Source organism: Acinetobacter sp. 1000160 (assembly GCF_000588715.1).
GTDB classification, from domain to species: Bacteria; Pseudomonadota; Gammaproteobacteria; order Pseudomonadales; family Moraxellaceae; genus Acinetobacter; species Acinetobacter courvalinii.
The window spans coordinates 175,791-190,793 of sequence record NZ_JFWP02000001.1; the positions used below are offsets into that span (position 1 = coordinate 175,791).

A 15,003-nucleotide genomic window follows, 5' to 3' on the forward strand; every position below is an offset into this window, starting at 1 on the left:
ATGAATGCGTGTTTTTATCAAAAAATATGCTAATTTAAGCGCATGCACCGTTTTAGATGACGACTTAATTAAATCTATGAAAAATATTTATATTATTGGATTATTATGGGCTTGCTCAACATGGACTATGGCCGAGACGGTCGTAAATAACAAGACAGCACCAACGCCTCAGCAAGTGGCTAAAGCGAATGCGATTCGTGTAACCACGCGCCCTGAAATTATGGGGTTATGGGGAATGGAAATTCCAAATAATAAGAAATGCGTGGAATACTATAATTTTCGTGGTTCCAGCGATGTAGTGATTAAAAGCGGACAGGAGTGGTCGTACGGTTTATATGATTATCAACCTTCTGAAGATCATCAAGAGCGTTTACCCGCGCTGATCTTGCAGATCAAGTATGACAATAATGAAAAAGATTGTTCTGGCCAAGCTCAGGATCAAACAGGCGAGGTTTCCCAATATTTCGTGAAATGGTCCAACGATCACACCATTGATTTCTGTGCCAGCGAGAAGGGCGATAAATGCTTTGCAACCTTACGCCGTGTTTTACCTTAAAACCAGATAGATATAAAAAAGCCTCTTCAATGAAGAGGCTTTTTTATTTAAGCTTTTTCAGCTTGCGGTTCCAGCTGTTTGAGCAAATGTTTTTCGAGGTAATGAATATCCATTGCCTGTTCACAGAAGTTCTTATCTTGCAGGATAAGATCTTTATGCAAAGGAATATTGGTTTTAATTCCTGTCAAAATCATTTCATCTAAGGCTTGGCGCATACGGGCCAAAGAAGTTTCACGATCTTTACCATGGGCAATCAATTTTGCAATCATTGAATCATAGTAAGGCGGAATGCTATAACCTTGATAAATATGTGAATCTAGGCGAATGCCCGCACCACCCGGTGCATAGAAGCTTTCAATCTTGCCTGGTGAAGGCAGGAATGTAGTCGGGTCTTCAGCATTGATACGACATTCAATCGCATGACCTTTAACTTCGATTTGCTCTTGTTCAAGCGCTAAGCCTAAACCAGCCGCAATGCGAAGTTGCTGTTCAATAATGTCGACGCCTGTCACCATTTCGGTCACAGGATGTTCAACCTGAACACGTGTATTCATTTCAATAAAGAAGAATTCACCGTCTTCAAACAAGAACTCGAATGTTCCCGCGCCACGATACTGCATCAATTTACAGGCATTGACACATGCTTCCAGAATATCCGCACGCGCTTGTTCTGGTAAGTTTGGAGCAGGTGCTTCTTCTAGCACTTTTTGATGGCGACGTTGTAACGAGCAGTCACGATCATATAAGTGAATCGCATGGCCGTTACCATCACCGAGAACCTGTACTTCAACATGGCGAGGTTTCTGTAAGAAACGCTCCATATACACGGTATCATCACCGAACCACATTTCAGCATCACGCTGTGCAGCCTGAACTGATTCAAGCAGCGTATCGACACGTTCGACAATACGCATACCACGACCACCACCACCAGAAGCGGCTTTTACGATCAATGGAAAGCCAATTTCTTTGGCTTCAGCAAGTGCATTGTGAATGGTAACCGCATGATCACAACCTGGTACGGTTGGAACACCCGACTTTTTCATGGCAATAATGGCAGAAACCTTATTTCCCATGAGGCGGATATGTTCAGGGCGAGGACCAATGAAAATGAAACCTGAGCTTTCTACAATTTCAGCAAATTCAGCATTTTCAGACAGGAAGCCATAACCAGGATGGATTGCATCTGCACCTGTAATTTCTGCAGCAGTAATAATTGCAGGAATATTTAAATAGCTTTCACTTGTGGTACCTGGCCCAATACATACTGCTTCATCAACGAAGCGTAAATGCATCAAGTCTTTGTCGGCATCTGAATAGATACCTACTGTTTTAATGCCAAGAGTTTTACAAGCCCGAGTAATTCGTAAAGCGATTTCACCACGGTTTGCAATTAATACTTTTTGCAACATCGGAATCCCCAGACAAATTAAGCACGGTAGCGGAAAAGTGGTTGACCGAATTGGATCACTTCGCCGTTTTTCACTAAAATTTCTTCAATGACACCGCTCTTGGTTGCTTCGATCGGGTTCATGATTTTCATCGCTTCGATGATACCGAGTGTTTCACCCGCAGAAACTGTTTGACCTACATTTACAAATGGTGCTTCACCCGGGCTTTGTGCGGCATAGAACACACCTACCATTGGTGACGTTTCAACAGCACCGCGTGGTGTTTTTGCTGCTGGCGCTGCTGGGGCAGACGCTGCTGGCGCTGCTGCAACTGGAGCTGCTGCATAAACAGGTGTAGGACGAGTTAACGAGATGGACTGGTCACCTTCCTTAACTTCAATCGCCTGTAAGTCAGATTCAATCATCAAGTCGATGAGCTTCTTGATTTTACGGATATCCATGAGTGAGCATTCCTAATGTGTTTAAAATTAGTTAGAAGATTGAATTTTTTCGATAGCGTAATCGAGTGCAAAGGAATAACCCTTCGCACCTAAGCCACAAATCACGCCAATGGCCTTATCTGATAAATATGAGTGATGACGAAATGCTTCACGCGCGTGAACATTTGACAAATGAACCTCAATAAACGGGATTGCAACGCCGAGCAGGGCATCGCGTAAAGCAACCGATGTATGGGTCAGGGCAGCAGGGTTGATAATGATGAATTTTACCCCTTCAGCTTGTGCTTGATGAATGCGATCGACAATCGCACCTTCCCAATTGCTTTGAAAAGAATCTAATGTGAGGGATGCGTGTTTAGCCTGAGCAGTGAGTTGCTGGTTAATATCCTCTAAAGTGAGATAACCATAAACTTCTGGTTCGCGCTTTCCTAGCAAGTTCAAATTCGGTCCGTGAATCACCAAAATGGTTGAGCTCATTCAGCCTGCTCCAATTCTAAAACTGCAAATGTTTTTTGCAAGATGTCTGCAAAGTTTGCTTATTATGGCATAAAATTCTGCAATTTTTTTATAATTTGTTTTAATCAATGAAGAATGTTGCATACCAAGCATGGTGCATATAATGAAAACTTTGCAAGGAATTGGCAATGTTAAAATATGACAAATTTCAGCGTATTTTCGTTTTTTTGTATTTTAAACTGAAATACCCCAATTCGTTCATGGGATTTGTGTAACTCAGCAGTCAATCTGGCGGCTGGCTGTTGATTTTTATATCGTATTTTAAGCACTAAGGGGTAGTCGGGTTGCTTTGAAAAGCTGAATGCAGCTTTGGCTTTTATTTGTATAAGTTTATGTTTTTAAATTGTTTAATCTGGGTGTTTGGTCGTGCATTTTCCTGCTATTGGATCAGATAAAGATTGATTTTTCATATAATCAGCTGTGCCTGATCAAGTTGGAGATAAAGGCAGGATTTTTGATAGGCATACTGCTTATGGATTGAACATTAGGGTTGTGATGACCATTGGCAAAAATGATGAAAACACGGGTTTTAGATGGCAGTTAATGACATAAAAATGTCCGAAAAAGATATGCATGAGTTCCATATCATAACAATCACTTAAGAGCTGACTTTTGATTGGCGTCCGCTCTTATGGGTCTTTCAATGCTGTCTTGGAACTTCAAGACAGCTTTTTTTTGTCCTAGATTTAACTTGCTTGGGCTGCCTGATAAATCGATCCTAAGATACAGTGCTGTGCCTGCTTAAGATAAGTGCTTGGTTTTGGCTCCAAATCATTCCATTTATGCATTTGCTGAAACAGCCATTCAAAATCTTCTACTTTAGGTTGAGCGCTATCTTGCACTAAATTCCGGATAATCTTCTGAATGCTGAAATATTTCTCGACATGAATCTCCGCTGAACATGGAAATTGAATCACATCAAACTCCACCAGCATTTGCCATACCTGCCTAAAGTCTTGCAGTTCCCGTAATTCCTGTTGGGCTTTCAGAATGGCACGACTAAGTGCAATTAACGTATTAGGATGTTGTCTGGCCCAGTCCTGTGTCACGGCAAGCACCTTATCTGCAACACTCGGGATGATCTGTTGGCTGGAGCAGACAATATGGCTCAGGCCCTGAATTTCAGCTTGTGTATTCCAGGGTTCGCCCACACAAAATCCATCGATCAGATGATTGCTGATGGCTTCTACCATATACGGTGGCGGTAAGATTTTCAGCTGAATGGATTGTGCCAATTCAGGACTGGCCAGGGCCAACCATTCTCTTAAGCAGTAATGATGAATTGAATACTGAAATACATGCGCGAGGGATAAAGGGTGATTATTGTGGATATATTCAACGATTTTTTGCGCAGAAGACTCGGCCGAATCGTGAGAATCAATATTCAGTTGATAGCAGAGTTTCTGGCTGATGCTAATAAAAGCGCGATTTTCACTCAGTACCAAAGGTGTTTGCAACGGAATGCCAATCTGGTCAGCCCCGATGGCCGCCGCAGGAAGCATTGCCGATAAGCAATGCGCTGCATCCAGCAGGCCAAAGGCCAGTCGATCGCGTAAACTGGCCCAAGAAGCTTCTTTGACCAGATTTACTTCTAAGCCGATTTCAGCAAAAAAACCACGCTGCTTGGCCCACAGCAGGGCAACACAGTCGAGTAAAGGAATATAGCCCAGTTGTAATTCAGTTTTTTCTAATGCGACAGAATGAATCATTTACTCATCCTTTAATTGATTATTTAACAGTTGCTGGGCATCGAGCAGGCGCCGTGCCATTTCTCCGATGGTCATACGATGGCTCATGGCATTTTTTCTGAGCAGTTGAAAGGCGGTATCTTCAGTCAGCCCATGCAATTGCATCAGCAACACTTTGGCTTTTTCAATATCTTTGCGGTCAGCCAGTTTGGTCTTGGCATCTTTGAGGTCACCCTCCAGCTTTTTATGTTTTTTATATTGCTCAATTGAAATATCCAGAATGGTATGTAAACGACTGGGGTCAATACCATCAACGATATAAGCAGTAATACCTGCATCAATAGTTTGCTTAATGGTGTTCTTATCTGCATTTTTGGTGAACAAGACAGTTGGAAGGTCAAAGTTGCTGACACAGCTTTCAATCACATCGCGATGTGGATGTTCCATATCCAGCAGAATCACATCTGCCTGCAGGTGTTCCAGTTTAAATAGATTGAAGTGATCCAGCGTAAAACAAGCCACCACATCAAAGTCATGTTCAATCAAGCATGCTTTTAGGTATTCAGCCCGAGCCTGGTCGTCATCAATAAGAGCGATCTTGAGTTTCGGCATATGTATAAAGGTCAAAGGCTAAGTCAAAGCACATCTAAAGTCATGTGCGGTATAGGGTAGAGACGATTGTTTTGAAGCAAATTTAATGCCAATCAATAACGGGTTAAATTTGGAGATGCATTCATTGCCAGATGTTGCATAGATAGAAGTGTACTGCAATTAATAGAAAGAAAAATGAAAAAGCATTGACCCGCTAATACAAAATAAATTTGCACATTCGTGGTGCAAAAAAAGAGTTTTTTTGAAGCAATTTCAATGCTGCGTTAAAACAGTTCATTTCTTGTTTTTATAAATGGAGTGACAAAAAAGAATCAATTTTTAGAAGAGTGATTGTATTTTTAATCTATATAAAACAAATACTTGTATTATTAACAAAGTTCTATTATTAAAAGTTGGCATAGCAATTGCTAAATATTCCATGAGTCAAAGATGACTTATAAATGTTTAAGACGGCCAACGATGTCCGATCTGATCGATTTGTTGACACAACCTGATGTGTCAGCAGAGCAAATTACGTTCAGTATGGGAGATGGCAATGTCTATAGATTTATCTGCTAAAAAAGCAACTTCAATCAAGTTATTTAACTTTTCTGCACCAGCAATGCGGGCATTCCACATGAGCTGGCTGGCTTTCTTTGTTTGCTTCTTTGCCTGGTTTGCTTGCGCGCCGTTAATGCCGGTGATTGCTGGTGAATTTCATTTAAGCAAAGACCAGATCGCAAATATCAATATTGCTGCTGTGGCCATCACGATAGTGGTTCGCCTTATTGTCGGGCCGCTGTGTGATAAGTATGGCCCACGTAAAACCTATACTGCTTTGTTACTCATCGGCAGTATTCCGGTATTTGGTGTGGCCGCTGCCAACAGTTATGAATCCTTCCTGTTCTTCCGGTTGTTGATTGGTGCCATCGGTGCCAGCTTCGTGATCACGCAATACCATACCAGCATTATGTTTGCGCCCAATGTAGTGGGAACCGCCAATGCCACTTCAGCGGGTTGGGGCAATGCCGGTGGTGGTGCTACACAAGCTTTGATGCCATTGTTATTAGCTGCATTGGTGATGTTTGGTGTTGAACAAGCCATGGGTTGGAGAATTGCGCTGATCGTCCCGGGTGTGATGATGGTGATTGTCGGTATCCTTTACTGGAAACTGACCCAAGACAGCCCTCAAGGCGACTTTAAAGCATTGCGTGCACAAGGTGTGGTGGTTGGAAATGACAAAAAAGGCGGTGTTGCGATCTTGATGCATGCTGCACGCAACTATCGTGTCTGGATCCTGTTTGCCTCTTATGCCGCGTGTTTCGGAATTGAAATTTTCATGCACAACATCATTGCGATGTATTACGTCGAGCACTTCAATTTTGGCTTAAAGGAAGCGGGTCTGGCTGCGGGAATCTTTGGTTTATTGGCGCTGTTTGCCCGTGCGCTGGGTGGGCTGGTTTCAGACAAAGTTGCCCTGAAAAAAGGACTGGATGGCCGCACCAAAGTGCTGTTTATCCTGATCTTGGGTGAAGGCTTATTCCTGATGCTGTTTTCACAAATGAATAGCGTTGCGCTTGCCATGATCAGTATGACGGTTTTTGCGTTGTTTACGCATATGGCTTGTGGTGCAACTTATGCCTTGGTTCCTTTTATTGATCGTGATGCTTTAGGTGGTGTGGCAGGCATCATTGGCGCAGGCGGCAATGTGGGTGCAGTTGCGGCGGGTTTCTTGTTAAAAGGTATGGTCGATATTCAAACCTGCTTGATGATGTTAGGTGGTCTAGTGGTGTTTGCCGCAGGTTCAGTCATGTTGATCCGCTTTTCAGTCGAACATAAAGAAAAAGAACAACGCCTGTTTGAACAGGCCGTTTTAGAACGTGGCTCAGAACACAGCAGCATAGCTTAATCATTCGTCAGATTTTAGGAGAAACACAATGAAATTAGTGATGATTGGCCACGGTATGGTGGGACATAAATTCATCGAAGCCATCTTGGAGAAAGCTGATGATGAACTAGAAATTACCATTCTTGCTGAAGAACCACGTATTGCCTATGACCGAGTTCATTTGACTGAATACTTCTCTGGTAAAACAGCCAAAGACTTATCACTGGCGCGTTTTGATTTTGCCGATGCGCATGGGATTGACCTCCGATTAAATACCAAAGCGGTTGAGATCAATCCTGCCGAGCAAACGGTGACCACCAATTTAGGTGAAGTGATTCATTATGACAAACTGGTCTTGGCGACAGGTTCATATGCCTTTGTTCCACCAATTTCAGGCAATGACCGTGAAAACTGTTTTGTCTATCGTACCATTGAAGACTTGGATGCTATTCGTGCTGCAAGCTTAAATGCGAAGACAGGTGTCGTGATTGGTGGTGGTTTATTGGGGCTGGAAGCTGCCAAAGCATTACGTGATCTAAATCTGGAAACCCATGTGGTGGAATTTGCACCACGTTTGATGGCGGTACAGATCGATGATCTTGGTGGTAAAGTTCTACGCCGTAAAATTGAAAATCTTGGGGTAAAAGTCCATACCCAAAAAGCGACGCAATGTATTGAAGCGGGTGAAAGCGCAACACATGTGATGAAGTTTGCTGACGGTAGTGAACTGGAAACAGATATTATTTTATTCTCAGCAGGGATTCGCCCACGTGATGAATTAGCGCGTGTCAGTGGTTTAGCGTTAGGTGAACGTGGTGGGATTAAAATCAATGATTATTGCCAAACCTCAGATCAACATATCTATGCGATTGGTGAATGTGCGCTGTGGGATAACAAAATCTACGGTCTGGTCGCACCTGGCTATGACATGGCACGTATTGCAGCAAAACATATTCTAGAAGAAGAAACCCATTGTTTTGCCGGTGCAGATATGAGCACCAAGTTGAAGTTGATGGGGGTTGATGTGGCATCTGTGGGTGATGCGCATGGCATGACCCCAAACTCACTTAGCTATTTCTATGCGGATGAGGACGCACTGGTTTATAAAAAAATTGTGGTGGATGCAGACAAGACCAAGTTACTCGGTGCAGTCTTGGTCGGTGATGCCAAAGAATATAATGACCTGCTACAGATGATGCTGAATGGCTTGACGCTTCCTGAAACACCCGAAAGTCTGATTATGCCTGGCTTTGCCGATTCAGGTGCCAAAGCAGGCGGCAGTGGTGTCGATTTATTGCCTGATAGCGCCACCATTTGTTCATGTAATAACGTCTCTAAAGCCGATATTTGCCAAGCGATTTGTGATGGCTCAACCTCTTTGGGGGCATTGAAAAAATGTACCAAAGCGGCGACCGCCTGTGGTGGTTGTGCGCCCTTAGTGACGCAAGTATTGAAGTCTGAACTGCAACGCCAAGGGGTGACCGTCAATAACCATGTCTGTGAACACTTCCCATACTCACGCCAAGAAATTTATCACCTGGTTCGTGTCAATGAAATCAAGACCTTTGATGATCTGATTCAGCAACATGGTCATGGTCTAGGCTGTGATATTTGTAAACCGATGGCGGCCAATATTTTGGCATCGTGCTGGAATGATTTTGTACTTGAACCAAGTCATGCAGGTCTACAAGACAGTAACGATTACTACTTGGGTAATATCCAAAAAGATGGTTCTTACTCGGTGGTGCCGCGTATGGCAGGTGGCGAAGTCACGCCAGATGGCTTAATTGCTGTCGGTCAAATTGCCAAGAAATATAACCTGTATACCAAAATCACTGGTGGACAACGTGTTGACTTATTTGGTGCGCAAATCCATCAACTGCCGTTTATTTGGGAAGAGCTCAACGCAGCAGGTTTTGAATCAGGTCATGCTTACGGTAAATCCTTACGTACCGTGAAATCTTGTGTCGGTAGTACCTGGTGCCGTTATGGCGTCGATGATTCTGTGGGCTTGGCGATTGAACTTGAGAATCGCTATAAAGGCTTACGTTCACCACATAAACTAAAAATGGCAGTGTCGGGTTGTACCCGCGAATGTGCTGAAGCACAAGGTAAAGATGTCGGGGTGATTGCCACCGAGAAAGGCTGGAACCTGTATGTCTGTGGTAATGGCGGTATGAAACCACGCCATGCCGAGCTTCTGGCATCTGATCTGGATACTCAAACCCTGATTCGTTATATCGACCGTTTCTTTATGTTCTATATCCAGACTGCCGATCGTTTACAACGTACCAGTGTCTGGCGTGACAATATGGAAGGCGGTCTGGATTATCTCAAATCAGTGATTGTGGATGACTCATTAGGATTGGCTGAAGAACTTGAAAGCCGTATGCGCCATGTGATTGGGACTTACCAAGATGAATGGCGTACTGCGGTTGAAGACCCTGAAATCCGTAAACGTTTCCAAACCTATATCAACGCCAGTGCAGAGGAACAAGCTGATCCACATATTCAATTTACTCAAGTACGTGATCAGATTCGTCCTTTAAATGATGCTGAACGTTCAGTCGATCGTATCCCCATGGTTGAAGCATAAGGAGAACTCACATGACCAGTTTAAAGAACATCAATATGCTGCCAGAAAATCAATGGATTGAGGTCTGTGCGTTGGAAGATATCACACCGAATACGGGTGTCGGCGCATTGATTGAAGGTCAATCGGTGGCGCTGTTTCGTGTCGCTCACGAAAAGCGCATTTATGCGCTTAGCAATAAGGATCCATTCAGCCAAGCCAATGTGATGTGTCGTGGCATCATTGGCGATTTACAAGGTGAACGCGTGATTGCATCGCCGATTTATAAACAACATTTCAGCTTGGCGACGGGTCGTTGTCTGGAAGATAAAGATCAAAAGCTGTTGGTTTTTCCAACCAAAATTGAAAATGGCCGTGTTTGGGTCGGGTCTGTTCCGCAAAAAACCTATATTACTAATAATGGCGCTGCGCAAGAAAAGCTTAAACTGGTGTTGATTGGTAATGGTCTGGCGGGTATGCGCTGCCTAGAAGACCTACTGGATATGGCACCAGATCGCTATGAAGTCACGGTGATTGGCGAGGAGCCTTGGGGCAATTACAACCGTATTATGTTGTCACCCGTACTTTCAGGTGAAAAAACCATTGATGACATCATGTTGCATCCACATGCGTGGTACAGCGACAAAGGGATTCAATTTATTGCCGATGACCCTGCAATCAAGATTGATCGTACTCGCAAAGTGGTACATACCGAGAAAGGTGAAAGTGTTGATTATGATCGTTTGATTATTGCCACAGGTTCATCGCCGTTTATTCCACCTGTGCAAGGTGTAGACCTAAAAGGTGTGATCAGCTTCCGTGATATTTATGATGTCAACACCATGATCAAATATTGCGAAAGCAAGAAAAATGCGGTGGTGATTGGTGGAGGTTTGCTGGGTCTGGAAGCGGCCTACGGGCTGAAACAACGTGGTATGAATGTCACGGTTTTGCACCTGATGGATCGAATTATGGAACGTCAGTTGGATGGACGTGCCAGCCGTATGTTACGTCATAGTATTGAGCAAAAGGGTATTAATATTATTACCGAAGCCAATACCGAAGCATTGCTCGGTGAAGAAGGTCATGTCCGTCAGGTTCGCCTTAAAGATGGAACGGTACTGGATGCAGATTTAGTGATTTTTGCGGTTGGGATTCGCCCGAATATTGCATTGGCTCAACGTGCAGGACTGCGTTGTAACCGGGGCATCTTGGTGAATGACACCATGCAAACCTTTGATCCAAGTATCTATGCCGTGGGCGAATGCATCGAGCATCGTAATCAAACTTTTGGTCTGGTTGAGCCGCTATGGGGACAAGCCTTTATTTGTGCAACGCATTTGGCTGAACATGGCAGCTTAACTTTTAAATCACCGACCGTACCAACACAGTTAAAAGTCAGCGGTGTGGATGTATTCTCGGCTGGGCGAATTGATTTAGAAAATAGCGAACCGAAAGAGGATTATGAAGACATCATCCTTAATGATGATAAGCGTCAAATTTATAAACGTATCATTATCCAGAAAGACAAAGTGATTGGTGCAGTTCTGTTTGGTGATACGGAAGATGGCATGTGGTATGCCGAGCTGATCGCTGATCAAACCCCTGTTTCTAGCTTTAGAAATAAGCTGTTATTTGGTAAGGATTTTGCAATGAAAAAGGCAGGTTAATAGTTCTAAGAAATTAAATTCCTAAGTAAGTAATTTGATACTCGGAAGGGTCATCTGCAACCTGCATGGTTTTTGTAATAAATGTTTCTGCGATGAAGCTAAACAGGTGAAAGAAGAGAACAGGTTTTGCAGATGACAATGGTTTTGCCTACTTTTCCCGAATGAAAAGTAGGTCGAGCCGAAGGCTTAGCCTGAAAATAAGATGAGAACTCGGTAAGACTCCCGAGAGTAAGCATCTTTAAAAAGATTAACTAGGTAAAAGGGGCAGTCATGAACAGTATTCAAAATCTAGAACACAGTCGCTCCGATCAAGCAGAAACAATTATAACAAAAACAACATGTCCCTATTGTGGTGTGGGCTGTGGTGTGGATGTCAGTGTTCAACATAAAACGCATGGCACGACGGTACAAGTTGCAGGAGATCTAGAGCATCCTTCAAACTTTGGACGACTCTGCATTAAAGGCAGCAATTTAGCCGATACGCTAGGCTTGGAAACCCGTGTCTTGCATCCGATGTTTGGCCGTAAAAACCATCGTCAAGTGACGACATGGGATCAGGCGATTGAAAAAATTGCAGACCAGTTCCAAGCGTGTATTGATCAATATGGCGCTGACAGCGTTGCATTTTATGTCTCAGGTCAGCTGTTGACCGAAGATTATTATGTGGTGAACAAGTTTGTAAAAGGCTATTTGGGTACTGCCAATATTGATACCAACTCACGCCTATGTATGTCGTCTGCAGTTGCAGCGCATAAACGTGCCTTCGGTGAAGATATCGTCCCAGCCAGTTATGAAGACTTTGAACATACGGACATGGTGGTTTTAGTTGGTTCTAATACCGCCTGGTGTCATCCTGTCTTGTATCAACGCATCATGCAGGCCAAGAGCAATAATCCGGATTTATTTGTAGTGGTGGTCGATCCCCGTTTTACCAGTACTTGTGAGCAAGCGGATTTGCATTTGCCGATTCTACCTGGTCAGGATGTGGCCCTATTTAATGGCCTGTTTCAGCATCTTTATCATCATGATTACACCGACCATCATTTTGTAGAGACCTATACCGAAGGTTTAGCGGCATTGGTAGCTGCAAGTGAAAGCGAGCAAGATGTTAATGCCTTGGTGAAACGTACCGGAATTTCTGCAGAAAAATTACAGCTGTTTTTTGATAAGTTTGCGCAAACCGAAAAGGTGATCACCTTATTTTCGATGGGGGTCAATCAATCCTCTCAAGGCGTGAATAAAGCCAATAGCATTATCAACTGTCATTTACTCACTGGAAAAATTGGTAAATTAGGTGCAGCGCCATTTTCCATGACCGGTCAACCCAATGCTATGGGCGGTCGTGAGGTGGGAGGATTGGCCAATATGTTGGCTGCGCATCTGGAGCTGGATAATCCGTCACATCAACATCTGGTACAAAGCTTTTGGAACAGTCCTGTAATTGCCAAGCAAGCTGGCTTAAAAGCCGTTGATCTATTCCAAGCCGTGGAAAGTGGCAAAATCAAAGCGATCTGGATTATGGCCACCAATCCGGTGGTGAGCCTGCCCGATGCAGATCAAGTCAAACGTGCCTTGGAAAAATGTGAGTTTGTGGTGGTTTCTGATATTTGTGCAGATACCGATACCACGGCTTATGCCGATGTCTTGCTACCAGCATTAGCTTGGGGGGAAAAAGATGGTACGGTCACCAATTCTGAACGCCGTATTTCACGGCAACGTGCCTTTTTAAATCCACCCAAGCAAGCCAAAGCGGATTGGTGGGCTGTGGCAGAGGTTGCAAAAAAACTCGGTTTTACTGGTTTCGAGTTTAGCAATGCCTGTGACATTTTTAATGAACATGCGGCTTTATCGGCCTATCAAAATGCCAGTGTTGATCAACGTGAGCAAGTTGAAAATTTCCGTTATTTCAATTTAAAAGGCCTAATGAATTTAAGTCTGGATGAATATGAGCATCTACGTCCAATCCAATGGCCTGTATGGCAGAAAGGTCAAAGTGTTGCGGTGGAACAGCTATTTGATCGGGGCAGTTTTAGCCATAAAAACCAAAAAGCTAAACTGATTCCAACCGTTGCCATTGATCCAGTGCATGCCATCTCCGAAGATTATCCATTGGTGTTGAACACGGGACGGATTCGTGACCAATGGCATACCATGACCCGTACCGGTTTATCGGCAAACCTGACTACGCATCGTGCTGAACCCTTTTGCGAGATTCACCCGAATGATGCGTTAAAATTCGGTATCCTTGATAAAGCTTTGGTTGAAGTTCGTTCGGAATGGGGGCGTTGCGTACTGCGTGTGACCTTGGCACAAGGCGTACGCCGTGGCCAAATCTTTGCGCCAATTCACTGGACTGAGCAAGTCGCTTCGGATGCGCGGATTGGTAAAGTGGTCAATCCTGTGGTGGATGCGATTTCTGGAGAGCCTGAGTTTAAACATACCCCTGTGGCGATTCAGCCTTTCCATACCACTTGGCAAGGGGTGCTTTATGTCCGTGAAGGCTTTGAACATCAGATTAAAGCATCCTTACAACGTTGTGCTTGGTGGACCAAGATCAAAACGGCAAAAGCCATCCGTTATGAACTGGCCGATCGCCAAAGTCTTGACCAAACCCAAAAGAATTTAAAAAGCTTGTTGCCTTTTGTCGATGAAACCTATGAATGGTTAAGCCTTGAAGATATTTCATCGCAACTCAGTCATAGTGTGATTTTAAAAGACGGTATCCTGATTGCCAGTTTATATATTGCACCGGCTGAGTTATTACCCGATCGGGAGTGGGTGGCGAGTCTGTTTAAACGTGAACGATTAAGTGCCTTGCATCGTAAAGCCTTGCTGGCGGGTATGCCGATGTCTGCTGCAAATAATGATGGACCGCTGGTTTGTAGTTGCTTTAAAGTGGGTAAAAATAAGATTATTGAAGCCATTAAAACGCAAAACATCACCCATGAAAAACAAGTCACAGCCTGTTTAAAAGCAGGTGGCAATTGTGGTTCTTGTTTACCTGAGATTCGCGGCTTGATTAAAACCTGTCAATTGGAGGCAGAAGCATGAATATCGAATATCCCGCTACAGATCTGGTGATCTTGGCGGGAGGGCAAGCGCATCGTATGAATGGCATGAACAAGCTGCTGCAACAGTTTGATGATCAGATTCAACTGTTAAAAATTTCTGAGCACTTTAAGCATCAGGTCCAGCAGATCTGGGTGAATAGTCATCGTGATCGTTCGATTTACCAGCAAATTGCAGCTGATATTCACTGTTATACGGATGATCAACCAGGGTTTTTAGGTCCATTAATGGGCATGAAAAGCGCATGGTCGCATGTTAAAGCTGACCATGTATTATTTATCCCATGTGATATCACCTATATTCCCAATCAGGTTTTAGCCAAATTGCATCGAGCTTTGCACAAGACTCCTCAAGCACAGGTGGCCTACGTCACCATCAATGGAGATGGGTTATATCCATTTTGTTTGCTAAAGCGTGACAGTCTGCCTGTGCTGGAACAAGCAATCACTGAGAATAAACTCAGCTTGCGACCTTGTTTCCAACAACTGGAGGCGCAGACGGTGGCATTTCAGAAGCAGAGCCTGTTTTGTCATAGCATTAACTCCCTGGATGAGCTACAACAATACAAGCAGATGAAAGTTTTTTAAGCCCTCTGTTTCAG

Annotated in this window: 11 protein-coding genes; 6 read left to right on the forward strand and 5 right to left on the reverse strand. The window is 43.8% G+C overall.

What is annotated here, in order from left to right; all coding sequences use genetic code 11:
• Positions 1-76: 76 nt before the first annotated feature.
• Positions 77-556 (forward strand): hypothetical protein, encoded by a 480-nt coding sequence (locus J699_RS17410; RefSeq protein ID WP_032869232.1) that lies wholly within the window; start codon positions 77-79, stop codon positions 554-556.
• 47 nt (positions 557-603) lie between these two features.
• Here the strand turns inward: J699_RS17410 and accC are convergent, their stop codons facing one another.
• From accC to J699_RS17385, 5 genes are all read right to left on the reverse strand, one after another.
• Complete coding sequence (accC, locus tag J699_RS17405) at positions 604-1,968, reverse strand: acetyl-CoA carboxylase biotin carboxylase subunit (RefSeq protein ID WP_005285498.1); 1,365 nt, start codon at positions 1,966-1,968, stop codon at positions 604-606.
• A gap of 17 nt (positions 1,969-1,985) precedes the next feature.
• Entirely contained in the window at positions 1,986-2,408 is a 423-nt protein-coding gene (gene accB / locus J699_RS17400) for an acetyl-CoA carboxylase biotin carboxyl carrier protein (RefSeq protein ID WP_004771941.1), read from the reverse strand.
• A 27-nt stretch (positions 2,409-2,435) separates the two neighbouring features.
• Complete coding sequence (gene aroQ / locus J699_RS17395) at positions 2,436-2,885, reverse strand: type II 3-dehydroquinate dehydratase (protein WP_009515629.1); 450 nt, start codon at positions 2,883-2,885, stop codon at positions 2,436-2,438.
• Between the two features lie 725 nt (positions 2,886-3,610).
• Positions 3,611-4,633 carry an ABC transporter substrate-binding protein gene (locus J699_RS17390; protein WP_032882670.1) on the reverse strand — a complete coding sequence of 341 codons (1,023 nt, stop codon included), beginning with the start codon at positions 4,631-4,633 and terminating at the stop codon, positions 3,611-3,613.
• Positions 4,634-5,224 (reverse strand): ANTAR domain-containing response regulator, encoded by a 591-nt coding sequence (locus J699_RS17385; protein WP_032869040.1) that lies wholly within the window; start codon positions 5,222-5,224, stop codon positions 4,634-4,636.
• Between the two features lie 535 nt (positions 5,225-5,759).
• Here J699_RS17385 and J699_RS17380 point away from each other — a divergent pair.
• The 5 genes from J699_RS17380 to J699_RS17360 all read left to right on the forward strand — a co-directional run bounded on the left by J699_RS17380 (position 5,760) and on the right by J699_RS17360 (position 14,989).
• Positions 5,760-7,112, forward strand: coding sequence for an MFS transporter (locus J699_RS17380; protein ID WP_032869233.1), 1,353 nt, complete (start codon positions 5,760-5,762; stop codon positions 7,110-7,112).
• Between the two features lie 28 nt (positions 7,113-7,140).
• Complete coding sequence (nirB, locus tag J699_RS17375) at positions 7,141-9,687, forward strand: nitrite reductase large subunit NirB (protein ID WP_032869041.1); 2,547 nt, start codon at positions 7,141-7,143, stop codon at positions 9,685-9,687.
• Positions 9,688-9,698: 11 nt separating this feature from the next.
• Entirely contained in the window at positions 9,699-11,333 is a 1,635-nt protein-coding gene (gene nirD, locus J699_RS17370) for a nitrite reductase small subunit NirD (RefSeq protein WP_032869042.1), read from the forward strand.
• Between the two features lie 270 nt (positions 11,334-11,603).
• A complete protein-coding gene (locus J699_RS17365; RefSeq protein WP_032869043.1) occupies positions 11,604-14,384 on the forward strand; it encodes a nitrate reductase in 2,781 nt (926 codons plus the stop codon).
• The gene (locus J699_RS17360) at positions 14,381-14,989 is read left to right on the forward strand and encodes an NTP transferase domain-containing protein (protein WP_032869044.1); all 609 of its coding nucleotides are present in this window, start codon (positions 14,381-14,383) and stop codon (positions 14,987-14,989) included. The genes J699_RS17365 and J699_RS17360 overlap by 4 nt, the downstream gene beginning before the upstream one ends.
• Positions 14,990-15,003 lie beyond the last annotated feature (14 nt).